The 26,403-nt window shown below is 72.4% G+C and carries 24 protein-coding genes, 1 tRNA gene and 1 pseudogene; 14 read left to right on the forward strand and 12 right to left on the reverse strand.

Annotated features, from left to right (window positions below; genetic code table 11):
- Window positions 1-7: 7 nt before the first annotated feature.
- Window positions 8-763: an SDR family oxidoreductase gene (locus MMR14E_RS09750; RefSeq protein WP_331313897.1), complete on the forward strand. Its 756-nt coding sequence runs from the start codon at window positions 8-10 to the stop codon at window positions 761-763.
- Between the two features lie 57 nt (window positions 764-820).
- A complete protein-coding gene (lpdA, locus tag MMR14E_RS09755; RefSeq protein WP_331313898.1) occupies window positions 821-2,224 on the forward strand; it encodes a dihydrolipoyl dehydrogenase in 1,404 nt (467 codons plus the stop codon).
- A gap of 22 nt (window positions 2,225-2,246) precedes the next feature.
- On the opposite strand, the gene MMR14E_RS09760 is transcribed toward lpdA, so the two are convergent.
- Together MMR14E_RS09760 and MMR14E_RS09765 are read right to left on the reverse strand one after the other, a co-directional pair.
- Complete coding sequence (locus MMR14E_RS09760; protein ID WP_331313899.1) at window positions 2,247-2,996, reverse strand: response regulator; 750 nt, start codon at window positions 2,994-2,996, stop codon at window positions 2,247-2,249.
- Between the two features lie 261 nt (window positions 2,997-3,257).
- Complete coding sequence (locus MMR14E_RS09765) at window positions 3,258-4,238, reverse strand: tyrosine recombinase XerC (protein WP_331313900.1); 981 nt, start codon at window positions 4,236-4,238, stop codon at window positions 3,258-3,260.
- A 104-nt stretch (window positions 4,239-4,342) separates the two neighbouring features.
- Here MMR14E_RS09765 and MMR14E_RS09770 point away from each other — a divergent pair, with 104 nt between their 5' ends.
- Together MMR14E_RS09770 and ruvC are read left to right on the forward strand one after the other, a co-directional pair.
- The gene (locus MMR14E_RS09770; RefSeq protein ID WP_331313901.1) at window positions 4,343-4,663 is read left to right on the forward strand and encodes a YnfA family protein; all 321 of its coding nucleotides are present in this window, start codon (window positions 4,343-4,345) and stop codon (window positions 4,661-4,663) included.
- Between the two features lie 128 nt (window positions 4,664-4,791).
- Window positions 4,792-5,415, forward strand: a complete 624-nt coding sequence (ruvC, locus tag MMR14E_RS09775) for a crossover junction endodeoxyribonuclease RuvC (protein ID WP_331313903.1) — start codon at window positions 4,792-4,794, stop codon at window positions 5,413-5,415.
- Between the two features lie 17 nt (window positions 5,416-5,432).
- Here ruvC and MMR14E_RS09780 read toward each other — a convergent pair.
- A tRNA-Tyr gene (locus tag MMR14E_RS09780) sits at window positions 5,433-5,516 on the reverse strand.
- 297 nt (window positions 5,517-5,813) lie between these two features.
- Here MMR14E_RS09780 and MMR14E_RS09785 point away from each other — a divergent pair.
- From MMR14E_RS09785 to MMR14E_RS09800, 4 genes are all read left to right on the forward strand, one after another.
- Entirely contained in the window at window positions 5,814-7,664 is a 1,851-nt protein-coding gene (locus MMR14E_RS09785) for a DEAD/DEAH box helicase (RefSeq protein WP_331313905.1), read from the forward strand.
- Window positions 7,665-7,685: 21 nt separating this feature from the next.
- Window positions 7,686-8,009, forward strand: coding sequence for a hypothetical protein (locus tag MMR14E_RS09790; RefSeq protein ID WP_331313907.1), 324 nt, complete (start codon window positions 7,686-7,688; stop codon window positions 8,007-8,009).
- 309 nt (window positions 8,010-8,318) lie between these two features.
- A complete protein-coding gene (locus MMR14E_RS29210) occupies window positions 8,319-8,606 on the forward strand; it encodes a DUF3597 domain-containing protein (RefSeq protein WP_419539326.1) in 288 nt (95 codons plus the stop codon).
- Window positions 8,607-8,823: 217 nt separating this feature from the next.
- Window positions 8,824-9,495: an ankyrin repeat domain-containing protein gene (locus MMR14E_RS09800; RefSeq protein ID WP_331313908.1), complete on the forward strand. Its 672-nt coding sequence runs from the start codon at window positions 8,824-8,826 to the stop codon at window positions 9,493-9,495.
- Between the two features lie 25 nt (window positions 9,496-9,520).
- Here MMR14E_RS09800 and MMR14E_RS09805 read toward each other — a convergent pair whose 3' ends face one another.
- Together MMR14E_RS09805 and MMR14E_RS09810 are read right to left on the reverse strand one after the other, a co-directional pair.
- The gene (locus MMR14E_RS09805; protein ID WP_331313909.1) at window positions 9,521-10,648 is read right to left on the reverse strand and encodes a polyamine ABC transporter substrate-binding protein; all 1,128 of its coding nucleotides are present in this window, start codon (window positions 10,646-10,648) and stop codon (window positions 9,521-9,523) included.
- Window positions 10,645-11,001: a RidA family protein gene (locus MMR14E_RS09810; protein ID WP_331313910.1), complete on the reverse strand. Its 357-nt coding sequence runs from the start codon at window positions 10,999-11,001 to the stop codon at window positions 10,645-10,647. Before MMR14E_RS09810 ends, MMR14E_RS09805 begins: the two co-directional genes overlap by 4 nt.
- A gap of 182 nt (window positions 11,002-11,183) precedes the next feature.
- Between MMR14E_RS09810 and MMR14E_RS09815 the strand changes: the two genes are divergently transcribed.
- The gene (locus MMR14E_RS09815; protein ID WP_331313912.1) at window positions 11,184-11,447 is read left to right on the forward strand and encodes a GlsB/YeaQ/YmgE family stress response membrane protein; all 264 of its coding nucleotides are present in this window, start codon (window positions 11,184-11,186) and stop codon (window positions 11,445-11,447) included.
- A gap of 226 nt (window positions 11,448-11,673) precedes the next feature.
- Here MMR14E_RS09815 and MMR14E_RS09820 read toward each other — a convergent pair whose 3' ends face one another.
- The 3 genes and pseudogenes from MMR14E_RS09820 to rpsO all read right to left on the reverse strand — a co-directional run bounded on the left by MMR14E_RS09820 (window position 11,674) and on the right by rpsO (window position 14,802).
- Window positions 11,674-11,895: a YgaP-like transmembrane domain gene (locus MMR14E_RS09820; protein ID WP_020093742.1), complete on the reverse strand. Its 222-nt coding sequence runs from the start codon at window positions 11,893-11,895 to the stop codon at window positions 11,674-11,676.
- A gap of 277 nt (window positions 11,896-12,172) precedes the next feature.
- A pseudogene (gene pnp / locus MMR14E_RS09825) lies at window positions 12,173-14,311 on the reverse strand (polyribonucleotide nucleotidyltransferase); the annotation flags it as partial.
- Between the two features lie 221 nt (window positions 14,312-14,532).
- On the reverse strand, window positions 14,533-14,802 hold the full coding sequence (gene rpsO, locus MMR14E_RS09830) for a 30S ribosomal protein S15 (RefSeq protein ID WP_012317943.1): 270 nt from the start codon (window positions 14,800-14,802) through the stop codon (window positions 14,533-14,535).
- Window positions 14,803-15,093: 291 nt separating this feature from the next.
- Here rpsO and MMR14E_RS09835 point away from each other — a divergent pair, with 291 nt between their 5' ends.
- Genes MMR14E_RS09835 through MMR14E_RS09845 form a run of 3 tightly spaced genes read left to right on the forward strand, consistent with a single transcriptional unit; the run spans window position 15,094 to window position 19,212 of the window.
- On the forward strand, window positions 15,094-17,061 hold the full coding sequence (locus MMR14E_RS09835; RefSeq protein ID WP_331313913.1) for a hypothetical protein: 1,968 nt from the start codon (window positions 15,094-15,096) through the stop codon (window positions 17,059-17,061).
- Window positions 17,054-17,842 (forward strand): hypothetical protein, encoded by a 789-nt coding sequence (locus tag MMR14E_RS09840; RefSeq protein ID WP_331313915.1) that lies wholly within the window; start codon window positions 17,054-17,056, stop codon window positions 17,840-17,842. Before MMR14E_RS09835 ends, MMR14E_RS09840 begins: the two co-directional genes overlap by 8 nt.
- Window positions 17,824-19,212, forward strand: coding sequence for an amino acid permease (locus MMR14E_RS09845; RefSeq protein WP_331313917.1), 1,389 nt, complete (start codon window positions 17,824-17,826; stop codon window positions 19,210-19,212). Before MMR14E_RS09840 ends, MMR14E_RS09845 begins: the two co-directional genes overlap by 19 nt.
- Here MMR14E_RS09845 and MMR14E_RS09850 read toward each other — a convergent pair.
- The 4 genes from MMR14E_RS09850 to MMR14E_RS09865 form a co-directional block, all read right to left on the reverse strand.
- Window positions 19,205-19,615 (reverse strand): flagellar biosynthesis protein FlgC, encoded by a 411-nt coding sequence (locus MMR14E_RS09850; protein WP_331313919.1) that lies wholly within the window; start codon window positions 19,613-19,615, stop codon window positions 19,205-19,207. The genes MMR14E_RS09845 and MMR14E_RS09850 overlap by 8 nt on opposite strands.
- Before the next feature lie 62 nt (window positions 19,616-19,677).
- Window positions 19,678-20,538 (reverse strand): formyltransferase family protein, encoded by an 861-nt coding sequence (locus MMR14E_RS09855; RefSeq protein ID WP_331313921.1) that lies wholly within the window; start codon window positions 20,536-20,538, stop codon window positions 19,678-19,680.
- Window positions 20,538-21,305: an SDR family NAD(P)-dependent oxidoreductase gene (locus MMR14E_RS09860; RefSeq protein ID WP_331313922.1), complete on the reverse strand. Its 768-nt coding sequence runs from the start codon at window positions 21,303-21,305 to the stop codon at window positions 20,538-20,540. The genes MMR14E_RS09855 and MMR14E_RS09860 overlap by 1 nt, the downstream gene beginning before the upstream one ends.
- Before the next feature lie 115 nt (window positions 21,306-21,420).
- Complete coding sequence (locus tag MMR14E_RS09865; protein WP_331313924.1) at window positions 21,421-22,728, reverse strand: capsular biosynthesis protein; 1,308 nt, start codon at window positions 22,726-22,728, stop codon at window positions 21,421-21,423.
- Between the two features lie 336 nt (window positions 22,729-23,064).
- Between MMR14E_RS09865 and MMR14E_RS09870 the strand changes: the two genes are divergently transcribed.
- Window positions 23,065-24,567: a capsular biosynthesis protein gene (locus MMR14E_RS09870; protein ID WP_331313926.1), complete on the forward strand. Its 1,503-nt coding sequence runs from the start codon at window positions 23,065-23,067 to the stop codon at window positions 24,565-24,567.
- Window positions 24,568-24,787: 220 nt separating this feature from the next.
- Complete coding sequence (locus MMR14E_RS09875; RefSeq protein ID WP_331313928.1) at window positions 24,788-26,278, forward strand: LTA synthase family protein; 1,491 nt, start codon at window positions 24,788-24,790, stop codon at window positions 26,276-26,278.
- Window positions 26,279-26,403: the final 125 nt, after the last annotated feature.

The raw sequence follows: 26,403 nt of genomic DNA on the forward strand, positions 1-26,403 counted from the left end.
GGCTGTCATGTCGGGCGCTGAGAACAGGGTCGCGATCGTCACCGGCGGCAGCCGCGGCATCGGCCGCGCGGTGGCGCTGCTCCTGGCGGAGCGCGGCTACGCCGTCTGCCTGAGCTACGTGTCGGACGCGGAAGCGGCGCAGGGCGTGGTGGATGCGATCGTGGCCAAGGGCGGACAGGCGCTCGCCGTGCAGGGCGACGTCGGCGACGAGGCCGACGTCATCGCCCTGTTCAGGGCGGCCGACGGCCTCGGCCGCCTCGCGGCGCTCGTCAACAATGCGGGCGTGGTCGACGTGAAGTCGGACGTCGCCGACATGAGCGTCACCCGCCTGCAGCGCATGATGACCACCAACGTGGTCGGCAGCTTCCTGTGCGCGCGAGAGGCGGTGCGGCGCATGTCGACCAAGCGCGGCGGGGCCGGCGGCGCGATCGTCAACCTGTCCTCGGTGGCGGCCCGCCTCGGCGGCCCCGGCCAGTTCGTGGACTACGCCGCCTCCAAGGGCGCCATCGATTCGCTGACGATCGGACTCGCCCGCGAGGTGGCCGCCGACGGCATCCGCGTCAACGCGGTGGCGCCCGGCATCATCGCCACCGACATCCACGCCAGCGGCGGCGAGCCCGACCGGGTGGAGCGCCTCGGCCCGGGCGTCCCGATGAAGCGGGCCGGCACCGCCGAGGAGGTGGCCGCACCGATCGTGTGGCTCCTCTCGGACGAGGCCGCCTACACCACGGGCGCCATCCTCGACGTCGGCGGCGGCCGCTGATCCCGACCTGACATTCCCTGCCCGTCTCGCGCGCGGCACGACCGGAAGCGAATACACATGTCCTACGATCTCGTCGTCATCGGCACCGGCCCCGGCGGCTACGTCTGCGCGATCCGCGCGGCGCAGCTCGGCCTGCGGACCGCCGTGGTCGAGAAGCGCGCCACCCACGGCGGCACCTGCCTCAACGTCGGCTGCATCCCGTCCAAGGCGCTGCTCCACGCCTCCGAGGCCTTCGAGGAGGCCAACACGCATTTCGCCGATCTCGGCATCGACGTCGGCACCCCGAAGCTCGACCTGAAGAAGATGATGGCCTTCAAGGCCGAGGGAGTGGCCGGCAACACCAAGGGCGTCGAGTTCCTGCTCAAGAAGAACAAGGTCGAGACCTTCCACGGCACCGGCCGGATCGCCGGCGCCGGCCGCGTCGAGGTCATCGCCGAGGATGGCGGCAATCAGATGCTCGAGACCAAGAGCATCGTGATCGCCACCGGCTCGGACGTGGCGCGCCTGCCGGGCGTCACCATCGACGAGAAGGTCGTGGTCTCCTCCACCGGTGCCCTCGAGCTCGACCGGGTGCCGAAGAAGCTCCTCGTCATCGGCGCCGGCGTGATCGGGCTGGAGCTGGGCTCCGTCTGGCGCCGGCTCGGCTCCGAGGTGACCGTGGTCGAGTATCTCGACCGGGTGCTGCCCGGCATGGACGGCGAGGTCGGCAAGCAGTTCCAGCGGATCCTGACCAAGCAGGGCATCGCCTTCAAGCTGTCCACCAAGGTGACCGGCGTCGAGGTCGGCAAGAAGGGCGGCGCGACGGTCACGGTCGAGCCGGCCGCGGGCGGCGCGGCCGAGACGCTTCAGGCGGACGTGGTTCTCGTCTGCATCGGCCGGACGCCCTACACGGAGGGCCTCGGCCTCGACACGGTCGGCGTCCAGCGGGACGACAAGGGCCGGATCCTCACCGATTCCCACTACGCCACCAACGTCACCGGCATCTACGCCATCGGCGACGTCATCGCCGGCCCGATGCTCGCCCACAAGGCCGAGGACGAGGGCGTGGCGATCGCCGAGATGCTGGCCGGCCAGTCCGGCCACGTGAATTACGGCGTGATCCCGAACGTGGTCTACACGTTCCCGGAGGTCGCCTCGGTGGGCAAGACCGAGGAGGAGCTCAAGAAGGACGGCGTCGCCTACAACGCCGGCAAGTTCCCGTTCACGGCCAACGGCCGGGCGAAGGCGAACGGCACCACGGACGGTTTCGTGAAGGTGCTGGCCGATGCCCAGACCGACCGGGTGCTCGGCGTGCACATCGTCGGCGCGGATGCCGGCAACCTGATCGCCGAGGTGGCGGTGGCGATGGAGTTCGGCGCCTCGTCGGAGGACATCGCCCGCACCTGCCACGCCCACCCGACGCTGACCGAGGCCGTCAAGGAAGCCGCGCTCGCGGTGAACAAGCGCGCCATCCACGTCTGACGGGCGAAGACCCGGCGCGGGATCAGGCGATCTTGCGCCGGGGATTGGGCAGGTCGGCGATCCGCAGCAGCGCGCTCGGCGCGGGCGGGGCCGTCAGGGCGTTCAGGAGGTAGGGCCGGCGCAGGCCCAGGGCATTGTGCAGGGCGAGGTCGATGTCGCGGGCGTAGAACGGCATCCGCAGCACGGCGTCGACGCCGAAGTAGCGGCCGGCCTGGGCGACGGGCTCCAGCTCGGACGTGGTCAGCAGGGTGATCCGAGTCGCGAGACCCAGGGGCTGGATCTGGCAGGCCAGTTCGAGCCCGTCGATGCCGCCGAGCTTCACGTCGATGAAGGCGAAGTCGTAGGCGGCGAGCTTCATCTGCTTGAGGGCGTGGCGCCCGTCATCCGTCTCGTCGAGCTCGATCGCGAACCCGCTGCGCGCCACGACGCGGCTGATGGCCGAGCGCCCGGCCGGGGTCGAGCAGGCGAGCAGGGCCCGGGTCGGCGACCGACGGCGGGCATCCGCGTGGAGCAGCGGCTCGATATGGCTCGGGTCGAGGGGCGTCTTCAGGACCTCGTAGGCCCCGAGGCTCGTGGCGATCTCCTGCCATTGGGGCAGCACGCGGGTCGCGACCAGCACCAGGCAGGGGGGCTCCGCACCCGCCCGGCGCGCCACGGCGACCGCCTCGGGTCCGCTGAGGTCGTCGAGCTGCATCCCGACGAAGGCCAGGGTCGGACGCCGGCGGAGGAGGATCTCGCAAAGCGCCTGACCCGAGGTTGCCTCATCGATCACGGCGCGGGGGTCGAATCGCAGGACGATCTCTCTCAGGGAGACGCGGCGGCCCGGATCGCAATCCGCGATCACGACACGTGCCGGCGCCCCTCCATCCTGAAGATCCATGACGCCCGCCCAAGCCGATCCCGTTCGTTGCCCATATTGGCCGAAGATCGTGACGAAGCTCTTAAAGAGCGCGGATGTGCACTGGGCGAACCGGATGACGCACCTATAGCGGATGATGAGCGCTCTCGAAATCGAGGTTTTTAGCAATCTTGCTCAATGGCCGGCCCTCGGATGGGCCGCCGCGTAGGCGCTCATGAGACGGGCGGCGTCGACCTGCGTGTAGAGCTGCGTCGTGGAGAGCGAGGCGTGGCCCAGGAGTTCCTGGATGGCGCGCAGTTCCCCCTGGCGCGCCAGCAGATGGGTTGCGAAGGAATGCCGCAGGGCATGCGGTGTGGCGCTCTCGGGCAGACCCAGGGCGCCGCGGGCGCGCGCCACGGTGTACTGGATGATGCGCGGCGAGAGCGGGCCGCCGCGGGCGCCGAGGAACAGCGGTCCGTCCGGCGGCAGCGGCAGGGGACAGGCCGCGACGTAGTCGGCCACGGCCTGCGCCACGACCGGTAGAATCGGGACCATGCGCTGCTTGCCACCCTTGCCGAGCACGGTGACCTGATCGAGGCCGGGCAGGGGCGCGTCGCGCCGGGTCAGACCCAGCGCCTCGGAGATGCGCAGCCCCGCGCCGTAGAGCAGCGCCAGCACGGCGGCGTCCCGGGCGAGGACCCAGGGCTCCCGCTCCTCGCCGGCGCGGATCGCGGTATCGGTCAGCGCCACCGCGGCGGAGACGGGCAGAGGACGGGGCAGCCGCCGCGGGACCTTGGGCGAGCGCACGCCGCCCAGGGCCGAGACGGTGCCGAAGCCCTCCCGCTCGAGGAAGCGCGCGAAGGAGCGCAGACCCGCCAGCATGCGCATCAGCGAGCGCCCGGAAACCTCGTCGGCCCGGCGCGCGGCCATGAAGGCGCGGATGTCCCGCACCTTGAGCCCGACCAGCATCGGGATCGTCGGCACCCCCTGGCGGGACGCGAGGTGGTGGAGGAACTGACGGAGATCGCGCCCGTAGGCCTCGACGGTGTTGGGCGACATCCGCCGCTCACGCGCCAGCGCCTCGATCCAGGCCAGGACGGCGTCGCGAAGGCGGGCGTCTGCCGGAAACAGCAGCCGGTCGCCCTGGGTCTCGTGCGTGCTCGCATGCGTGCTCATGGCGACACTCGACCGGATCCTCCTTGCCGGGAGCTTAATGCCGGTCGCGCTCCGCCCCCAGGGCCGGGCTCGTCCAGCGCGGCGCGCCGTGCCAAGCTGATCCGATGAGCCTCCTCGCCTACGCGGCCGCCGCCCTCGCCGAGATCGCCGGCTGCTTCGCGTTCTGGGCCTGGCTGCGGCTCGGGCGGTCGGCCTGGTGGGCGCTCCCGGGCCTCGCCTCGCTGGCGGCCTTCGCGGCCCTGCTGACCCTCGTGGACAGCCCGGCGGCGGGGCGCGCCTTCGCGGCCTACGGCGGCGTCTACGTGGCGGCCTCGGTCCTGTGGCTGTGGCTCGCGGAGGGGCAGCGGCCCGACCGCTGGGATCTCGCGGGCAGCGCGGTCTGCCTCGCCGGAACGGCCCTGATCCTCCTCGGCCGCCGGGGATGAGAGCGGCGCGGCAGCGCGCCAGGTCGTGACGGAAGCGGCCAACAGCCTCCGCGACCGGAACCTTGGTGAAACCGAGCGTTCACGATACGTACGGCAGCCTCGGGCCGTTCACCGAGCCGTGGAGCCCCATGACCAGCCCCGTCCGCATTCTCGGCATCGATCCCGGACTCCGCCGCACCGGCTGGGGCGTGATCACCGCGCAAGGCACGAAACTCACCTACGGCGATTGCGGGGTCGTGACCTCGGACGGCGAGCTCCCGCTGGCGCTGCGCCTGCGGGAGCTGTTCGAGGGGATCGGCCGCGTGGTCGAGGCCGTGCGGCCCGACGAGGTCGCTGTGGAGGAGACCTTCGTCAACAAGGACGCCCAGGCGACGCTCAAGCTGGGCCACGCGCGGGCGATGGCACTGCTCGTGCCAGCCCTCGCCGGGCTGCCGGTGTTCGAGTACGCCCCCAACCTGATCAAGAAGACCGTGGCGGGCTCCGGCCACGCCGAGAAGGCGCAGATCCAGGCGATGGTCCGGTTCCTTCTGCCGAAGGCCGAGTTCCGCGTCGCGGACGCCGCCGACGCGCTGGCCATCGCGATCACCCATGCTAGTCACCGGGACAGCCACGCGCTGCGGCGGGCGCATCTGCCGGGGGCCAAGCGCCGCTCGCTCACCGGCCAGGCGGCCGCGGGACAGAGTCTCGAAGGGAAGGGCTTCTCCGCCGCCGCGGCCGCGCGCATCGAGGCCGCGCTGGCGAAACAAGGCTGACGGGATCGGGAAGAACTTGGTGGGGGAAGTAGGACTCGAACCTACGAAGCTTACGCAGCGGATTTACAGTCCGCCCCCTTTGCCGCTCGGGACATTCCCCCAAGGCGGGCATCGCCCGCGGCGCCCTTATGGTGAGGGGTGGGCCGGGTGTCAACGCTTATGGTGCACCGATCCGGCCCGTCGGGTGCGGCAATCGTGGAGAGCGGGGCGGTTTCGCTCGGAAGCGCCGCGATCCGGAAGGCGGCGCGTCCCGAAGCGCCCCATCCCGCCGGGTCCGGCCTCGCGGCGCCCGCGGCTCCGGCGCCGGGACGAAAACGCGAACGTTCCGCGACTCCGGGGATTCACAAAGGAATCCGGATCGGCCACGGTGTGCCGATGTCGCCCTGCTTCGTCGGCCCTTGACCCGTCCCGCCCCGTCCCTGAGGTCGCACCAGCGCACGCTGATGGCCCTGGTCGCGGCCATGGCGAGCGGGGAGGCGGCCCATGTCCGGAAGATCCTGGCCGCGGTCACCCCCGGCGGCGGGAAGTCGCTGCTCCCGGTCATCGCCGCGCACCGGCTGATCGCCGCGGGGCTCGTCGAGCGCGTGGTCTGGGTGGTGCCGCGGGATTCCCTGCGGCTGCAGGCCGAGGAGGCCTTCGCCGACCCGCGTTGGCGCGCGGCCCTCGGGCACGCCCTCAGCGTGCGGGCCGCCGACAACGAGCGCGACCCGGCACGGGGTCTGGCCGGCTACGTCACCACCTATCAGGCGGTCGCCGCAGCCCCGGCGCTCCACCTCGCGGAGGCGCGGGCGCACCGCACCCTCCTGGTGGTCGACGAGGTCCATCACCTGCCGGTCCCCGGCCGCCCGGGTGCCGACGAGACCGCCGCGGAGGACGCCGAAGCCGGGGCGTGGTCCCGCGCGATGCTGCCCGTCATGGAGGCGGCGGCCGTGCGCCTGTACCTGTCCGGGACGCTGGAGCGGGCCGACGGGCGTCGGATCCTCGGGCTGCCCTACCAGCCCGCCGCGCCCGGCCGCGGTCCGGACCTCGACCTCGACGCCCCCGGCCTCGCGGTCATCGGCTACTCGCGGGCGCAGGCGCTGGCCGAGCGGGCCGTGCTGCCGGTGACGTTCGGCGCCATCGACGGCGAGGCGAGCTGGCTGGAAGGCGGACGGATCGCCGGCGACAGCCCGCGCGTCGGGCCGCACCGGCTGGGCGCGGGCGCGGTCCGGATCACCACCCGGCCGGCGCTGTTCACCGCCCTGCGAACGGGGTTCGCCCGCGACCTGCTGAGCGAGGCGTTCTTCGCCACCAAGCGCCTGCGCGCCCGGCGCCGGGCCGAGCGCGATCTCCCGCCCGGTGAGCCGGCCCGGGGTCTCGGAAAGCTCCTCGTGGTGGCGCCCGATCAGGCGAGCGCGCGGGCCTACCTCGCGACCCTGCGGGACTGGATGCCGGCCGGGCAGGGCGCGCGCGATGTCCGCCTCGCGACCTCCGGCCAGGGCGACGCCCACGCGGCTCTGGCGGCGTTCCGGCTCACGCCGGAGCCGGCCGTGCTGGTGACGGTGGCGATGGCCTACGAGGGTCTGGACGCCCCGGAGGTCGCGGTGGTCGCGGCCCTGACGCATATCCGCTCCCGACCCTGGCTCGAGCAGATGCTCGCCCGGGCCACCCGGGTCGATCCCCATGCCGGCCCCTACGACGGGCAGCAGGCGCTGATCTTCCACCCCGACGACCCGCTCTTCGCGCGGTTCCGCCTCGAACTCGAGACCGAGCAGGGCAGCAGCGTCCGGCCGCCCCGCGAGCGGCCGGCGAGCGCCGTCGTGCCCGAGCGGACCCGCTGGCGCGACGACGAGCCGGGCGGGATCACACCCCTGGAGAGCAACGCGATCGGCATGCGCTACGCCCTGCTCCGACCGCGTCTTCCCGGACCGGGCCCCGCGGCGCCCGCGCCCGAACCGCCCTCCGTCAGCGAGCGAACCCTGCGCCAGCGGCTCGCCGCCGCCGTCGCCGCCCAGGCGGTGGAGGACGAGACTTCCCTGCGCGTGCCCCGCGGCGGAAATCTCGCGCACCGCTACAACGCCGTTCTCAAGCGCGTGCTCGGCAAGGGCCGCGCGACCATGACCCTCCCGGAACTGGAGGCGGCCCTGTCGTGGCTCGAGCGCAACCGCCTCTCCGACCACCTCGACCGCCTCGACGGCGATGCGCGCTACGCGTGGTCCGCCCGCCAGCGCCGCGGCCGCTGGCAGCCGGAGCGCGCCGCCGGCCGCTGAACTGCCCGGAAGGAGACAGCGATGACCGAGAACCTGCCCGCCAGCTTCGCCGCGACACTCACCGGGTCCGAGCCGCCGACCGGCTGGCCCGCCCCGCTCGCCGCACTCTGGTGGCTCGCCCGGGACGCGTCCGGCCCGGCCTCCGCGGCCTGGGAGCGGGCGCACCGTCTCGTCCAGGACGCAGGCGGGCCCGACGCGGCCTGGGTCCACGCCCATCTCCACCGGATCGAGGGCGATGACGGCAACGCGCGCTACTGGTACGCCCGCGCCGGCCGCCCGGTCCCGGACGGCGCGCTCGCGGCGGAGCGGACAGCGCTCGTCGCCGCCCTGTGGGCAGCATCCTGAACGCTCCGAGCGCCGCCGCGCCGACCGTCCCGAGCCCGCCGGATCGCGGAACGCCCAGGCTCACAGCCAGTTGAATGGCCGCCCGGCGCGGAGATCGGGCCTCGTTTATCGGAGCGGATCCATGAGCCTCCTCGGCAGCATCGTCAGCAAGATCCTCCATCCGTTCGGTGGCGGCACCGCGGACGCCGCCCCCGCGCCCACCGCCGGCTCCGGCGGCCCGGCCGGCACCAGCACGCCCTCNCCTGGGTCTGAAGCTCCGCGGGCGCCGCGCCCGACTGGGTGATCGTCACCGAGACGATCGGGATGTCGATGTTGGGGAACCGGGTGATCGGCAGCGAGCCGGTGGACGTCGCGGCGGTGCTCACCGGCCTCGCCGAGAAGAACCCGCAGACGCTCGACTGGCGCCACTCCATCGTCGACCTGATGAAGCTGCTGGGCCTCGATTCCGGCCTCGCCTCGCGCAAGCAGCTCGCCGACGAGCTCCACTACACCGGCGACAAGGACGATTCGGCCAGCATGAACATCTGGCTGCACAAGCAGGTCATGCAGAAGCTCGCCGAGAACGGCGGCAAGGTTCCGGACGATCTGAAGCACTAGAGCGCCGATCCCGGCCTCGACGCGCATCGCCGCGGACGGTCTCGACCCGTCCGCGGCGATGGCGTTTCTCACGCCCGTCATTCGCTGCCGAGTCACCCCGCGGCGACACCTGCGGGATAGTCTTCCCAGGACGGCTCTTGCCGCACCCCTGTCTTTCTCGATCACATGGCCCGCGTCACGCAGCGCCGAATCAGGCGGCGTCGAGGAGCGAACCGTCATGGAGATCCCGACCGGGGACAATCGCGGCGCCTTCGCGGCGTCCCCTCTCGCGGCGCTCGCCGCAGCGGTCGCGCGCGATGACGTGGCGTGCATCGCCGCGCTGGCACCCGACCTGGATCTCTCCCTCCGCGGCGAACGGAACCTCACCCTGCTCGAATGGGCGGTCTGGAACGCGCGGCCGCGCGCGGTGGTGGCCCTGCTCGACGCCGGCGCGGACCCGTCCGTGCGGGGGCTCGATCAGGAGACCGTGCTGCACATGGCGGCGATGGTGGAGGACCCGACCTACCTGGAGATCCTGCTGCGGCACGGCGCGCCGGTCGACCCGGTGAGCCCGCGCGGCCAGTGGACGCCGCTGTTCCGCGCCGTCCAGAACCGCCGCGAGGCGCAGTTCGCGCTGCTGCTGCGGGCCGGCGCCGACCCGAACCGGGTCGACGCCACCGGCAACTCGCTGCTGCACGTGGCGGCGCAGGTCGGCGCGGCCAATCCCTGGGTGTTGAGGCTGCTCGAGGCCGGGATCGACCCGACCCTGCGCAACGCGCAGCGGAAGACCTTCCAGCCGTACTTCTTCACCACGCCCGAGCGCCTGCTGAACGATTCCGGGCGGGAGACCCGCGCGGCGGTCCGCGCGTGGCTCGCCCGCAGCGGCATCCCGGTGGATCCGGAACGCTGACGGAGCCCTCCGGCGCCGATTCGCGTCAGCGCCCGGTGCGGACCCGGGTCCAGAGGCGGGTGACGAAGCGCTGGGTGCGGTCGTCCCAGGCGGTGTTGATGGACAGGCGCTGCATCGTCGCCTCGTCCGGATAGATGCCGGGATTGCTCAGGATCTCGGGCTTCACGAACCTCTTCGCCGCCAGGTTGCCGCTGGCGTAGGACACGAAGTTGGTGTTGGCCGCCGCCACCTCTGGCCGCATCATGTAGTCGATGAAGGCCAGCGCCTCGGCCGGGTGGGCGGCATCCTTCGGGATCGCGAAGGTGTCGAACCACATCAGCGCGCCTTCCTTCGGCACGACGTAGGCGATGTCGATCCCGTTCTTGGCCTCCTCGGCCCGGCGCTTGGCCTGCATGATGTCGCCCGAATAGCCGACGGCCAGGCAGATATCGCCGTTAGCCAGCGCCTGGATGTATTCCGACGAGTGGAACTTCCGCACGGCGCCGCGCACCTTGTAGAGGGCGTCGGTCACCAGGGTCATGTCGTCCCAGCGCTTGGAATCCGCCTTCGCGCCGAAGGCCGGGAGCATGCTGGGGATCAGGTCCTCGGGGCTGTCGAGCATCATGATCCCGCACTCCTTCAGCTTGTTCGCCGAGGCGGGATTGAGGACGACCGACCACGAATTCACCGCCGCGTTGGCGCCCAGGCGCTCGCGCACGGCGGCGACGTTGTAGCCGATGCCGGTCGTGCCCCACATGTAGTCGACGGCATAGGTATTGCCGGGATCGTAGGCCGCCAGCCGGCTGGTCACCTCGGGCCAGAGATTGCCGAGGTTCTTCAGCTTGGACTTATCGAGGGGCAGGAAGGCGCCGGCCCGGATCAGTCGCTGCAGGTAGGGCCCGGACGGCACGACGATGTCGTAGCCCGACCGGCCGGCGAGCAGCTTGGTCTCCAGGATCTCGTTGTTGTCGTAGGTGTCGTAGACGACCTTGATCCCGGTCTCCCGGGTGAAGGCCTCGAGCACCTGCGGGTCGATATAGTCCGACCAGTTGTAGATGTTGACGACCCGCTCCTCGGCGGCCGGTGCCGGCCGCACGAGGGGCAGGATCGCCAGGAGCCCTCCCGCGAGGACGGCCGCGGCCGCCGCCAGGAGGGTCCGGCGCGGGCCGCTCACCGGCTCCTCGCGGCCACGACCACGATCTCGACCAGGTATTCCGGCGCGGCGAGCTTGGCCTCGACGGTGGCGCGGGCAGGCGGATTCTCGGGGGAGACCCAGGCGTCCCAGGCGGCGTTCATCTCCGCGAAGGTCGCGATGTCGGCGAGGTAGATCGTGGCCGAGAGGATCCGCGCCTTGTCGCTGCCGGCGGCGGCCAGGAGCCGGTCGATCTCCGACAGGATCTGCTGGGTCTGGATCGTGACCCCGGTGCCGACCGTGTCGGAGGCGACCTGCCCGGCGAGGTAGACCATGTCGCCGAAGGTGACGGCCTGCGACATCCGCTTGCCAGGCTCGATCCGCTGAATGTCCATACCCGTCTCCACATCCTCGAGAACCGGCGTATCTGCCGTCGCGCCGGCCTGGCCGTAAAGGGCTGCGCGCGCACGCGCCGCGGGAACCCGAGGAAAATCGTCATCGGCAGCCGGGGTGCGGGCAACCGTCGCGGGCCTCGAAGCGTTCTGCCGCCATCGACAATCACGCCTCGGGGTCAGTCATGGGTATTCTCTGGACCATCATCATCGGATTTCTCGCCGGCGTCGTCGCCAAGTTCCTCATGCCGGGCCCGAACGAGCCCGCCGGCTTCATCCTGACCACGATCCTCGGCATCGTCGGCGCCTTCGTGGCGACCTTCCTGGGTCAGGCGATCGGCTGGTACGGGCCGAACCAGGGCGCGGGCTTCATCGGTGCGATCGTGGGTGCGGTGGTCGTGCTGTTCATCTACGGCCTGATCGCCGGCCGCCGCACCACCACCTACTGATCCGCCCGGCAGGTCCTGATACGACGAGGGGCGCCCCGCGGGACGCCCCTTTCTCATTGTCGGTCTGCCGCATTCCGGTGGAGAGCGCCCACTCGAGCGCTCCTCCGTCATCACGAGCGTAGCGACGTGACCCAGGGCAGCGCGACGATGTCGAACGTCGCGCTGCCTGGATTGCTTCGCAGCGCTCGCAAAGACGGTGGCGTTGGGGCCCTCGAACGGCTTGGGCTCAGAGATGCTCGGAGGCAGCCTTCACGGCGCAGTGGCCGGTCGCACCGCGCACCGCCAGCCCGACGCCGACCACGAGCGCCAGCAGGCTCAGGAGCTTGTTGGGCCGGGGCTGCGCGGCCGCAGCGGCGATCCCGAGCCCGAGCGCCACCGAGACGGCGCGCTCCGTGGTGGACAGGTTCGGCTGCCCGCTGAAGATGTCGTGCATCATGTCGTTGGCCATGAGGGTCTCCGGTTGGGAAGTCGCCGGGGAACGCGGGATACGGCGCCCCGTTCCCGACCGAGGAACCGGGACGGCCTGGTTGGCGGCACCACGAAAAAGGGCGCGGCCCCTGAGGACCGCGCCCGTGTCGGAAGTCCCGCACCGGCCGGAGCCGGCGCGTTCGTTCGCGCGACTTACTCGCCCGCCTCGCGGCGGCGCTCGCCGCGGTGGCGGCCGCCNGCTCGCCGCGGTGGCGGCCGCCCTCGCGGGGCTCGCGCGGCTCGTCGCCGCGCTCGGCCCGCTCGGCGTCGCGCTGTGCCTTCACCTTCTCGGTGATGTCCTCGCCGGTCTGCTGATCGACGACCTTCATGGACAGGCGGATCTTGCCGCGGTCGTCCTGACCGAGGAACTTGACCTTGACCTTGTCGCCTTCCTTGACGACGTCCGTCACCTTGGCGACGCGGTTCGCGGCGAGCTCCGAGATGTGGACGAGGCCGTCCTTGGCGCCGAAGAAGTTCACGAAGGCGCCGAACTCCATGCACTTCACGATCGTGCCGTCGTAGATCACGCCGACCTCCGGCTCCGCCACGATCGAGCGGATCCAGTTGTAGGCGGCCTTGATGGCCTTGCCGTCCGAGGAGGCGATCTTCACGACGCCGGTATCCTCGATGTTGATCTTGGCGCCGGTCTTCTCGACGATCTCGCGGATCACCTTGCCGCCGGTGCCGATCACGTCGCGGATCTTGTCGGTCGGGATCTGCATCGTCTCGATGCGCGGCGCGTACTCGCCGAGCTCGGGGCGGGCCGCCGTCAGGGCCTTGGCCATCTCGGCCAGGATGTGGGCGCGGCCGTCCTTCGCCTGGGCGAGGGCGATCTTCATGATCTCCTCGGTGATGCCGGCGATCTTGATGTCCATCTGGAGCGAGGTGACGCCCTCGTCCGTGCCGGCCACCTTGAAGTCCATGTCGCCGAGGTGGTCCTCGTCACCGAGGATGTCGGACAGGACCGCGAAGCGCTCACCTTCCAAGATGAGGCCCATGGCGATGCCCGCAACCGGGCGGCGCAGCGGCACGCCGGCATCCATCAGCGACAGCGAGCCGCCGCAGACCGAGGCCATTGAGGACGAGCCGTTGGACTCCGTGATCTCCGACACGACGCGGATCGTGTACGGGAACTCGTGGGCCGGCGGCAGGACCGGGCGGATCGCCCGCCAGGCGAGCTTGCCGTGGCCGATCTCGCGGCGGCCCGGCGAGCCCATCCGGCCGGTCTCGCCGACGCTATAGGGGGGGAAGTTGTAGTGGAGCAGGAAGCGCTCCTTGTAGGTGCCTTCCAGCGCGTCGATGAACTGCTCGTCCTCGCCGGTGCCGAGGGTGGCGACCACGAGGGCCTGGGTCTCGCCGCGGGTGAACAGGGCCGAGCCGTGGGCGCGGGGCAGCACGCCGACCTCGGAGAGGATCGAGCGGACCGTCTTCACGTCGCGGCCGTCGATGCGGGCGCCGCTGTCGAGGATGTTCCAGCGGACCACCTTCGACTGGGCCTCCTTGAAGGCGGCCTTGACCTTCTCGGCCGGGAACTTCTCGGCGCCCTCGGGGCAGAGGGCGGCCATCACCTTCGCCTTCACGGCGTCGACGGCGGCGTAGCGCTCCTGCTTGACGGTCTTGGTGTAGGCAGCGCGCAGCTCCGCCTCGCAGACCTCCAGCACCGCCTTCTCGACGTCGGCGTTCTCGGGGGCCTTGAAGTCGCGCGGCTCCTTGGCGGCCTTCTCGGCGAGGCGGATGATCGCCTCGATCACCGGCTGGAAGTGCTTGTGGCCGAACATCACGGCGCCGAGCATCACCTCCTCGGAGAGCTCCTTGGCCTCCGACTCGACCATCAGCACCGCGTCCTGCGTGCCGGCGACGACGAGGTCGAGGCTGGACTCTTCCTTGGTCTCGGTGACCAGCGGGTTCAGCCGGTAGCCGCCGTTGATGTAGCCGACGCGGGCGCCGCCGATCGGGCCCATGAACGGCACGCCCGAGATGGTCAGGGCCGCCGAGGCCGCGACCATCGCGACGATGTCGGGATCGTTCTCGAGGTCGTGGGTCAGGACGGTGACGACGACCTGGGTATCGTTGCGCCAGCCCTCGACGAAGAGCGGGCGGATCGGGCGGTCGATGAGGCGGGAGACCAGCGTCTCCTTCTCGGAGGGACGGCCTTCGCGCTTGAAGTAGCCGCCCGGGATGCGGCCGGCGGCGTAGGCGCGCTCCTGGTAGTTCACGGTGAGCGGCATGAAGTCGATGCCGGGCTTCGGCTCCTTGGCGGCGACCACGGTCGCGAGCACCGAGGTCTCACCGTAGGTGGCGATGACGGCGCCGTCGGCCTGACGGGCGACCTTGCCGGTCTCCAGGACGAGCTTGCGGTCACCCCACATCAGCTCTTCGCGTTGAACGTCGAACATTCTCAATCTCTTCCTTGCCTGCGGCGGGCCCAAGCCCGGCGCCGCCCGGGGGCAAGACGGCGAGACACTGCGCCGGAACATCCTCGGCGAAGTGTCTCGCGATCCTGCCCCGACGCTGGCGCCTCGAAGCGGCCCGCTTGTCGGGAGGCCGGACCCATTCCGGCAGCCCGTGATGGTGAAACGCGGCCCCGGGCCGGGCCCGGAACCGCGCGAGGGGCGCCTTAGCGGCGGATGCCGAGACGCTCGATGAGGGCGCGGTAGCGGGCCTCGTCCTTGCGCTTGACGTAGTCGAGCAGCGAGCGGCGCTGCGAGACCAGCTTGAGGAGTCCGCGGCGGGAATGGTTGTCCTTGCCGTGGGTCTTGAAGTGGCCGGTCAGGTTCGTGATCCGCTCGGTGAGGATCGCCACCTGGACCTCGGGGGACCCGGTGTCCTTGGCGTCCTTGCGGTGTTCCTTGATGAGCGCGGTCTTGCGCTCTGCCGTGATCGACATCGCGTGCCTTTCGGGTTGTGCTGGTCGGATGCGGCGCCCCAAACGGGCGCGCGCGGGCTCGGCGTTCGGCCGGTGCCGGGATGTCGTCCAGCACGGTCACAGCGCCAAGCGGCTCAAGCCCCGCCCGGCAACCCGGGTCGAGGCCGCGCGATCCATACACGAAACCGACGGTTATGCCAGTCCCGAGCCGGGCGGGCCGCAGCGGTGGCGCGTCGCGGCTGTCCGGGCTCGTCCAAAGAACGGTTAACGCCCCCGTGCTACCCGGAGCCGCTCACGCGACGCGGCCCGGCGATGAACGGCACCTTCTCGGATGCGTGCGGCGTCGTCGTCGCGACGCTGCTCGGCATCCCCCTCGTGCTCCTGCCGGGCTACGCCCTGGGCGGACTGACCGGCATCCTCGGATTCCGCACGCTCGCGCCCGGCGACCGCCTGCTGTGCGGGGCGCTCCTCGGGATCGGCCTCCTGCCCGCCCTCGACAGCCTGCTGATCCAGGCGGCCGGCGTCCCGGTCGCGGCGCTCGCGACCGGCGCCGCGGGGCTCGTCGCGCTCCGGCCGGCCCTGCGCGACCTGCGGGATTCCCGCGACCGGGCGGCGCGCGCCCTCGCGTTGTTCTGGCTCGGCGTCGTGGCCTACGCGCTGATCGACGTCGATACCGGCACCGCTCTCTACCGCCCCGCGACGATCATCGACCTCGTCAAGCACGCCGCCCTCACGCGCGCGATCGTCGAGCACGGGTTGCCGCCGGTGGATCCGTTCTTCGCCCGGCCCGAGCGGGCGGGCTACTATTACGGCTTCTACACGCTCACCGCCCTGGTCGACTCGGCGGGCGGGCGGCTGGTCGACGGCCGGACCGCCTTCGCGGGCTTGGCCTTCTGGACCGGGCTCGCGCTCCTCGGCCTGATCGACCGGCTCCTCGCCGCGACCGGCCTGGTCGCGGACGCCGCGCCCCGGCTCGTGCGCCGCGCGGTGCTCCTGCTGCTGCCGGCCGGAAGCCTCGACATCCTGCTGGTCCTCGCCGACCGGGCGACCTCCGGGACCTGGCTGCCGATCCCGGAATGGCTCAACGAGCAGGTCCTCAACTGGCCCGCCTCCCTGGTCTGGGTGCCGCACCACGTCGCCGGCGCCCTGGCCGGATGGCTCGGTCTCCTGGCCCTGGCGGAGGTCGCGGACCGGACGCGGCCGGACCGGCGATCGGAGGCCGCGGCGATCGGCGTCGCGGGGCCGGCCTTCGCAGCCTGCGCGGGCCTGTCCGTCTGGGTCTGCCTCGGCACNGGCCTGGAGCGCCGCTGGCGCGCCGCGGGCCGGCTGGCCGTTGCCGGCCTGCTCAGCGCCGCGCTGGCCGCCCCCTACCTGATGAGCATTCTGGCCAACCGGACCGACGACGGCGCGCCGATCCGGTTCTCGATCCGGCGCTTCGGCCCGCTCGACGGCCTCGTCGACGAGCCGGCGCTGAGCGCGCTCCGCCTGATCCTCCTGCCGCTGAACTACTACGCGGCGCTGGGCGTCTGCGCCGCCGGTGCGCTGCTGTTCTGGCGCGTCGTGCCCCGCCGCGAGGCCCACGGCCGCGAGGCCGGACGACTGCTCACCCTCTGCGCGGCGGCCAGCCTGCTCCTCGGCGGCTTCCTGCGCTCGGCGATCCTCAACAACGACCTCGGCGCGCGCGTCGTCCTGCTCGCGCAGGTCGCGACCCTGGTCTGGACCGTCGTGGCCCTGGCCCGCCTGAGCGAGGCGCGGCGGCTCCGGTTCCCCGGTCTCCTCGGCCCGCTGCTCGCCCTCGGTTACGCGACGACCCTCTACGGCTTCGTCGGGATGCGCGCCTATCCGGCCTCCGACCGGCCCGCCTTCGCCCGCCTCGCCGGCCATCCCGATATCGACCGGTCGCTGCGCGCGGCCTACACCTGGGCCGGCACGCACCTGCCCCGGGACCTGGTGATGCAGCAATCGCCGGTGCCGCGGCGGGTGTTCGATTTCGGGCTCTACGGTCTCCAGCCGACAGGAGTGGCCGACGCGGAGGCCCGGCTGTTCGGCGCGCCGCCGGAGGCCGTGGCCGCGCGGCTCGCCGATGTCGCGCCGATCTTCCGCGACATCCTGGACGGCGCCGCGGTGCGGCGGCGCGCCGCGGCGGCCGGGATCGGCGCCCTGGTCATCACCGCGCAGGACGCGCCCTGGAGCAGCCCGGATTCCTGGGTCTGGCGCAGCCCCGCGGTCTACGCCGATCCGCGCGTCCGGATCCTGCGGGTCGAGGATCTCCATGACTGAAGCCGGTTCCACGACACCCGCCCGCCCGCGGGCCGGGCAGGCCCTGCGCTGGCTCTGCGCGCAGGCGCTGCTGCAGGCCGCGGCGATCGTCCTCGGCCTCGCGAGCTTCGTGCTGCTGTTCCAGACCGATCTCTGGTCGGGCGTGACGATCCTGTTCTACCGCGGCCTGATCCTGCTCGCGGTCGCCTTCCTGCTGACCCTTGGGGTCACCGCGCTCCTGGCTGGACTCGGCCGGGCCTGGGGGCTGCGCCGGCGCGACGCCCTCGGCGCCTGCGTCCTGTCGCTGTCCCTGAACCTGAGCGCCTTCGTGATCCTGCCGGTGACGGTCGACCGCTCGATCAGCGTGTTCCTGCTCGGTCAGATGGCCGCCCACCCCGGGGAGCGCGTCACCCCGGACGCGGCGCGGGCGGTGTTCGAGCGGGTCTATCTCGGCGAGTTCCGGCAGATGGAGCGGCGCCTCGCCGAGCAGCAGGCGTCGGGCAACGTCGCGCGGGCGGGTGACGGCTACGTCATCACCCCGCAGGGCAGCGCCTTCATCCGCTTCTGCGGCCTCGTCGCCCGGGCGTTCCGGACCGACACCCGGATGATCGGCGGCGCGGGCGCCGCACCGCCCCAGTCCGGCGCGGGCGACCCGGGCGCGCCCGACGGTGCCGCCGGGCCCGGAGCGGTGGGGCGCGGGACCGGCCCGGGCGAGTCCGCCGGGGCCGCCGTCCGGGCATGGAATGTGCCGGGTGACGATCCGGGCGAGGGGGAACGGGCGCGATGGCGGACTCGGCGATGACCACGGGTGAACGGCCGGGGGCGGGGCGCGACCTCGCCCGGAGCCTGACCGCGCCGGGCCTCGTCGCCATCGGCCTCGGCGCCACGATCGGCGCCGGCATCTTCGTGCTCACCGGAACGGCGGCGGCGCAGTACGCGGGCCCGGCGCTCAGCCTCTCCTTCGTGATCGGCGGCATCGCCTGCGGCCTCGTCGGCCTGTGCTACGCCGAGCTGGCCGCCATGATCCCGGAGGCGGGATCCACCTACACCTACACCCGCGCGAGCCTCGGGCGTCTCCCCGCCTGGATCATCGGCTGGGATCTCGTCCTGGAATTCGCCGTGGCGGCGGCGACCGTGGCGGTGGGCTGGTCGGGCTACGCGCAGTCCCTGGCGGCGGAGTTCGGCCTGCATCTGCCGCCGGCCCTGGCCGGGGCACCCGGCGACGGCGGCGTCGTCAACCTGCCGGCGGCCGGGATCGTGCTGCTGCTCAGCGCCCTGCTGATGCGCGCCACCCGGGAGGCCTCCCTGGTCAACGGGCTGCTCGTCGCCTGCAAGATCGCGATCATCCTGGCCTTCGTGGGCGTCGGCGCGGCCCATCTGCGGCCGGAACTCTGGCACCCGTTCGTGCCGGAGAATGCCGGGACCTTCGGCGCGTACGGCTGGAGCGGCGTGTTCCGCGGCGCCGCGGTGGTGTTCTTCGCCTTCGTGGGCTTCGAGACCGTGGCGACGGCCGCGGGCGAGTGCCGGGCGCCGCAGCGCGACGCGCCGGTGGGCCTGATCGGATCGCTGCTGATCACCACGATCCTGTACGTGGCCATGGCGGCCGTCCTCACCGGCCTCGTCCCCTACCGCGAGCTGGGCGTCGCCGACCCGGTGGCCAAGGCGGTCGACGTGATCGGGCTGTCGGGCTTCTCCACGGTCATCAAGGTCGGCGCCCTGATCGGCCTGACCACCTCGGCGCTGACCGCCCTCTACGGGCAGAGCCGGATCTTCTTCGCCATCGCCCGCGACGGCCTGCTCCCGAGGATCTTCTGCCGGGTCCATCCGGTGACGCGCGTGCCGGTGGCGAGCCAGCTAGTGATCGGGCTGTTCACGGCGGCCGTGGCGGGGCTCGTGCCGATCGACGTCCTGGGCGAGATCGTCAGCATCGGCACGCTGCTGGCGTTCTGCCTCGTCTGCGCGACGGTGCTGATCCTGCGCCGGACCGCTCCGGACCGGGCGCGCCCGTTCCGCGTGCCGGCGGCGACGCTCACGGCCGGGCTCGGGATCCTGTCCTGCGTCACGCTGATGGCCTCGCTCCCGGCCGACACCTGGATCCGCCTCGCGATCTGGCTGGCGATCGGTCTGGCGATCTACGCCGGCTACGGCCGGCGGCACGGCCGGCTCAGCTGATCAGGTTGATCGTGGCCTGCGTCAGCGTGCTGAGCGAGGTCGAGGCGCTCAGGCTCAGCTCGTAGTTCCGGATCACCCGCTGCAGGTCGGCCGATTCGACCGCGATGTTCACGTTCGGCAGGCGGACATAGCCCCTCAGATCCGCACCGGGGCTGGTCGGGTCGTAGCGGGTGCGGAAGCCGGTCGTGTCGCGGACGATCCGGCCGACCGGGTCGCCGGGGCTGTCGGCGACCACGGGCGCGAACACCGCGATCTTGCGGGCGTAGGGGGCACCGCCCGGGGTGGTCGGCACCGAGTCGGCGTTGGCGAGGTTCTCGGAGATCGCGCGGATCCGCCCGCTCTGCACCTGCCGGCCGGCGGCCAGGGCGTCGGAGGCCGAGTGGAGGGCGCTGGTATCCGGCATGCGCGGGCCCTGTCGACGGCGAGGATCTGACCGAGTCCTTGCCGAACAGCCTTAACCGGGAGTTAAGATGCCCGCGCGGACAGGCTCAGCGCGTCCCGCAGGTCCTGCCCGTCGGTGAGCCGCAGGCCCCGGCGGCGCAGCGCGGCCAGCATCGCGCGGTCCGGGAACGGGCAGTACGGCAGAACCGGCGCGGTCCGCCCCTCCGGCAGCGCCCCGGTCCGGGCGATCTCGTCGAGCAGCCGGTCGAGCATCGCGCGCCCGTGGGCGTGGAGCGCCACCGAGGCCCGCGTCGCGGTCGTGCCCTCGGGCAGCGCCACCGCCTCCTGGGCGAGGATCGCGCCGGTGTCGATCGCGGCGGCCAGCCGGTGCAGGGTCATGCCGAACTGCCCGGGCCCGTCGGCCAGGGCGTGGATCGTCGGCACCGGGCCCCGGTGGCGCGGCAGCAGGCCGGGATGCCCGTTGATGCCGCCGAGCCGCGCCAGACCGATGGTCTCGGGTTTCAGGATCTGGTCGAAATGGTAGGTGAGGATCAGGTCCGGCGCCGCGTCCCGCAGGCTCCGGGCGACGTCGGGACCGTTGACGTCGTCGACGGTCAGGGTCGGGATGCCGAGGCGGCGGCACAGGGTCCTGAGGGGCGTCGCCTCCGGCGCGTCCCCGCTTCCGGACGCCGCCTGGGTCAGGGGTGCCAGGGGCCGCAGCAGGTCCGGGAGGCCGAAATTGACCGCGAGGTACGGCAGGATCCCGGTGCCCGAGCGGGCGAGGTGGCGCCGGATCTGGCCGGTCAAGCCGCCGCTCGACGGCCGCTCGGCATTCGAGAGCCCCACCAGCGCGATGTCGCCCCGGAGGTCGGCGACGAGCCGGCGCACCGCGCGGGCGTTCGGCAGCGCCTCCAGAACGAACAGCGCGATCCGCGGGCGCGCCATCAGCGCCGCTTCCGCCGCTGGAACCGGAAGGCGTAGAGGCCGGCCTTGCGGACGTTCTCCGGCAGGAGCAGCACGGTGCGGGCGAGCGCCGTGAGGATGTACGGGAAGGCGATCACGTCGCGGTTGGCCGCGATCCCCTTGGCGATCCGCACGGCCGCCTCCTCGGCGCTGATCTCCAGCGGCCGCCAGCCCTTGAGCTCGCCGCCCATCGGCGTCTTCACGTAGCCCGGGGTGACGACGTTGACCTTCACGCCCCGGGGCGCGACCTTCTGGCGCAGGGCGAGGCCGTGGGCGACCAGGGCCGCCTTGGCGCCGCTGTAGGCCGGCGCGTCCTGGAGCGGCGCGTAGGCCGCGAGCGACGACAGCAGCACGATCTGACCGCGCCCGCGCTGGAGCATCAGCGTCAGGGTCGGCAGGATCACGTTGAGCGTGCCGGTGTAGTTGATGTCGGCGGTCTCGAAAGCCACGTCCTCGGCCTCCACCTGCCCCTCCTGGTTCCCGCCGTTCACCGCCGCGTTGGCGATGACGAGGTCGAGGGGGGCCTCGGCATCGGACCGGTGGACCAGCGCCACGGTGGCGGCCCGGTCGCGGGTGTCGAGACGGGCGGTCTCGACGGCGGCGCCGCGGGCGCGGCAGTCCCGGGCGACCGTCTCCAGCCGCTCGGCGTTGCGGCCGACCAGGATGAGGCTCGCGCCGGATTGCGCGTAGTGGCGCGCCAGCGCGGCGCCGATGCCGCTCGACGCGCCGGTGATCAGAATGCGGGGCATGGGGCGGGTTACGCCGCCGCGCGGGGAAAGATCAAGGCCGGGAAAGGCTCACCGGCGGTGAAACCCGCTTCAAACGCCGCCGAACGGCGACGGATCCGGGAGCCGGCGATTCCGGTCAGTAGACCGGCGCGAGCTCGCCGTCGCGCTCGGCCACCGCGCTGACCGCCCGCGCCGCCGCCAGCATCGAGTCGGGCAGGGCCGCCTCCATCCGCGGAACGGAGCCGGCCACGGCCCGGTCGATCGCCTCCTTGGAGAAGAAGCCGCCGTTGACCTGGGTCCGGTGCAGGACCACGCGGCGGAAATCCGCCATCAGGTCCATCTCCGGCGGCGTCGGACTCTTCCAGAAGCTGTCGAGGTCGCCCTGATGGGTCAGGCCGGCCATGTTGTAGATCGCGGTGCCGACCGCGTGGGTCGGGCAGCCCATCTCCAGGGACAGCATCCCCACCGTCGAGTTGACGATGACGACGCCGCGCGCGCCCTTGATCAGGACCGGCAGGTCGCCGCCGTCGATGAAGTCGAGCCGGTCGCTGACGCCGTGGCGGCGGGCGGAGGCGCGCGCGAACTTGCGCCAGTTGATCAGGCCGCTGTCGAGCGGGTGCAGCTTCACCAGCAGCCGGGTCGGTGCCGACGAGCCGTCCGCGAAGGACTTGATCACGCGGTCCATGAAGCCCTCGACGCCGAGGAAGGGCGAGTGGACCCGGATCTGATAGTCGCTGTCGAGCTGCAGCGGCAGCAGGAAGTAGTCGCAGCCGACCGCGCGGTAGATCTCGTCGCAGCGCGCCGCCTCGCGGCGGGTATGGGCGCGGCGGGCGAACTTCTTGATCCAGCCGGCATACTCGGCCGCGATATGGGTCGGCCGGTGGCTGCGGAAATGCGGGAAGAGGTAGGGGAACAGGACGTTGGCGAGGTTGTAGCCGACGTCCCAGACGCTGCGGCGGGCCATGTCGCCCGTGGAGGGCATCGCCCGGCCGGGCTGCGGCAGGCGTCGGGCCAGGGCCCGGATCTCGGCGGCCGTCCGGGGGAGGGACGAGAAGCCGTTCACGCCGCCCAGTTCGCAGGTGATCCAGTTCGGGCGGATGTAGCCCTCCTCGAACACGTGCACCCGCAGGCCGCGATACTCGGCGATCATGCGGGCCGCCTTGTGGAACGGCCGGCAATCGCCGAACAGCACGATGTCGGTCACGCTCTCGCGGTCGAGATAGGCCTCGAGATACTCGCCCCAGGCCTCGCGGCGGCCGCGGTAATTGTCGGCCTCGCCGCTCCAGAACAGCCAGTCGCCGGGGCAGAGGTTGATGCGCCGGACGGAGTGTCCTCGCGCGCGCAGCGCCTTCCCGAGATCGGAGAAGAACGGCGTCGCGATGCCCTGCAGGAAGAGGAAGGTCGCGGGGCGGTCGCGGAGGGCGTCGGGGGCGGGCTGTTGCATTCCGCGGCGCTTCTGTCCTTGACCCTGGGCCGGATGAACCGGGCCGGCGAGAGACTCTTGAGGTGGCACGGTGCCCGGCGGGCCCGCAATCCGAAGCCATGCCGCGGCATGGCGTTTCCGCATCGGCGTGGCCCGTCTGCAACGGTCCCGCGCCTGCGGCTCAGCCTTCGGATTAGGGTGCCAATCGCGGCGACGATATGTCCAAATCCTTTCCAGGACGTGGCGACGGCGACGCGCGCTCAGGTTGTCCCCGCGTTGCAACACCATCCCATGCCGGCGAAAATGCGCTACAGGCCTGTTCCGCACCTCACCCGACCGGAGCCGGACACACCGACCATGCCCGCTGACCCGACCCCGTCGCTCTACGCGACCGGCCGCACGATCCGCCGCCTGCGGGCGGAGATCGAGGCCGCGACGGGTCTCGCCTTCGGCCCGGCGCGCCCCGGCGCCGTCGGCGCCGCCTGGAGCGCCGGCAGCCTCGCCANGCGCCTGCTGGCGCTGACGCGGCAGCGCCGGCTCGTGGTCGCGCCCGGGCCGCTCCTGAGCCCCTACGACTCGCCGGAGGCCGGCTTCGCCTCCCTGCGGCTCACCCTCGACGGCGCGCCGCTCGGCGGGGAGGGCGGCGTCCACTACTTCGACCCCTGGAGCCGGGCGACGATCGACCGCGCGGCCTGCGCCGAACGGGTGGCGTGGCTCGCCGCGCGCTTCGCCGAGAACGACCGGCGGGTGGTCTATGTCGGGATGTCGCGCTGGAAGCGGCCCGCCCTCGACGTCCTGGGCGCGGGGCCCGCCGGCCGGCCGATCCACACCATGACCACCGAGGCCGCGGTCGCCGCGGGGCAGCGCCACGGCGGCCGCATCCTCGCCTGGGCGACGCGGGCACCGGGCCAGCTCGAGGAGGCCTGCGCGCGGGCCGGCCTGCCCCTGGCTCGGGTCGAGGACGGGTTCCTGCGCTCCGTCGGGCTCGGTGCCAGCCTGCAGCCCGGCGCCTCCATCGTGGTGGACGACCTCGGCATCTACTACGACCCGCGCCGGGAGAGCCGCCTGCAGCGGCTGCTCGCCGAGGCCGACTTCACCCCGGACCTCGTCGCCCGGGCGCGGCGCCTGCGCGAGGAGGTCGTGGCGCGCCGGCTCAGCAAGTACAATGTCGGCCTCGACGCCGCCGCACTCGACTGGCCGTCGAGCCGGCGGATCGTACTCGTGCCCGGCCAGGTCGAGGACGACGCCTCGGTGCGCCACGGCTCGCCGCTGGTCCGCTCGAACCGGGCGCTGCTCGAGGCGGCGCGGCGGCGCAACCCGGACGCGTTCCTGCTCTACAAGCCGCATCCCGACGTGGAGGCCGGGTTCCGTCCCGGCATCATCCCGGAGCCGGAAGCCCTGACCCTGGCCGACCGGATCGTGGGGGGCATCAGCATCGTCGATCTCCTCGACCGGGTGCATCACGTCGAGACCATGACGTCGCTCGCCGGGTTCGAGGCCCTGATCCGCGGGCTGACCGTGGCGACGCACGGCCGGCCGTTCTACTCGGGTTGGGGCCTGTCGGAGGATCTCGCGCCGGGCGCCGACCGCGGCCGCCGCCTGAGCCTGGACGAGCTGGTGGCGGGCGCCATGATCCTCTACGCGCGCTACCTCGACCCGGTGGCGATGAAGCCGTGCACCCCGGAGCAGCTCCTCGACCGTCTCAGCGCGGCCCGGGCGGCGGCGCCGCGCAACGCCCTCTCCCTCGGCCGCACGGCCCATCTGGTGATGCGCGCCCGCTACGGCCTCCTGAATCCCGTCGTGCGGGCCCTGCGCAGCCGGCGCGGCGTCGGCCGCGAGGCCGGCGGCGGACCGCGCTAGGGCGGCGCGCGCGGCGCGAATCCGGTTCCGCGAGACCCTGATGTGACACCAAAGCGATAGCGCCCGCTGCTAGAGTCCGCCCGCAGCCGCCCGTCCCCGGGGCCGATTCCGATCATTCTGGATCAGGAACGGCTCGTAACGCCTTGCTCCCGCGCGCTGTTTCCCGCCAGGCCCGGATCCCGGCGGCGAGCAGGCCCGCCCCACGCCGAGTGCCCGTGTCTTGACGACGTTCCTCATCGCCACCGGTCTCGCGCTCGCCGTGTGCCTCGCCCTGGAGGTGTTCGCGGGCGACTCGATCGCCCGGGCGAGCCTCGCAGCCCGGGATCTCGGCCTGCGGCTGCTCGGCTACCTGCTGATCCTGCTGTTCTGGTTCGAGTTCTCCTGGCGGCCCTGGCTCGCGGGGCTCACCGGCGTGATCACCGTGGCGATCCTGATCGTCATCAGCCGCGCGAAGCGCTCCGTGATCGGCGAGCCGCTGCTGTTCAGCGACTTCGCCCTGCTTCCCCAGGTGCCGCGTCACCCGCAGCTCTACTACATCCCGCCCCTGTGGGACCCGCGCATCTCGGTGCCGGTGCTGCTCACCGCGGCCTTCACCGCCCTGTGGTACTGGATCGAGCCGAGCGTGCTGCCCGCCGCGACCGTGCCGCGGGTGCTGGCGATGCTCGGCCTGCCGCTCGCGCTCTGGCTGCTGGTCAAGGCCGCCCCGCGTCCGCCGCTCGCCCGGCTGATCGCCCGCTGGTTCCCGGAGCCCGATCTGGAGGCGGACGTGACCCGGGTCGGCCTCCCGGCGAGCCTCCTGGGCTACACCGCCCGGGCGCTGGCGGGCGGCGTGCCGGTGCCCGCGGCGCCGGCTCTGCCGGACGGGCCGGGCGACGACGTCGTCGTGGTGATCCAGCTCGAGTCCTTCGTCGATCCGGAGCGGCTCGGCGGCGCGGAGCTGCCGGCGATGGAGCTGTTCCGCACCCGGGCCGCGCAGTACGGGCGTCTCCGGGTTCCGGCGCACGGCGCCTACACGATGCGCAGCGAGCACGCGGTGCTCACCGGCCGACCGTCCGAGAGCCTCGGCTTCGGCCGCTACGACCCCTACACGGCCCGCGGCGGCGACGAGCCGACGAGCCTCGCCCGGCTCGCCGGGAAACGGGGCTACGGGACCCTGTTCCTGCACCCGTTCCACCGGGACTTCTTCCGCCGGGCCAAGGTGATGGAGGCCTTCGGCTTCGCCGACCTCGTCATGGGCGAGGCGTTCGCGGAGGCGCCGCGCGTCGGCCCCTATGTCGGGGACGTCGCCCTCGGCGCGCGGCTCCTCGCGGAGGTCCGGGCCCGGCCTACGCCGCTGTTCCTGTTCTGCGTGACCATGGAGAACCACGGCCCCTGGAAGCCCGGGCGGCTGCCGGGCATCGACGACCCGCAGGCGCAGTATCTCCATCACGTCGCCCATACCGGGCGGATGGTCGAGGATCTTGTCGCGGGCCTGGACGCGGTCGCCCGCGAGCGCCGCCAGACCATCACGCTCTGCGTGTTCGGCGACCACGCTCCGTCGCTGCCGAGTTGCAAGCCGGGCTTCGGCGGCCGGACCACCGAGTACGCCCTGTTCCGCTTCGGCCGCCCGCAGGCGGCGCCGCGGCGCGCCGACATCGCCGCCGACGAGCTCGGGCGGGCGCTGCGCGGGAGTCTCGCGACCGCGCCTGCGGACATCGCCGCGGGGACATGATACGGTTAAGCTTGCGCCGCATAAGCGTGGCCGTGCCACGCTGGTGACGCATTGCCCGCGGATAGCGCGACCGTCCGCGCGGTGGCCGCCCCTCCGGCGGGGCCATTAAAGCGATCGCAGCGTTT

Source organism: Methylobacterium mesophilicum, from assembly GCF_036441335.1.
In the GTDB taxonomy this organism is placed as follows: domain Bacteria; phylum Pseudomonadota; class Alphaproteobacteria; order Rhizobiales; family Beijerinckiaceae; genus Methylobacterium; species Methylobacterium mesophilicum_B.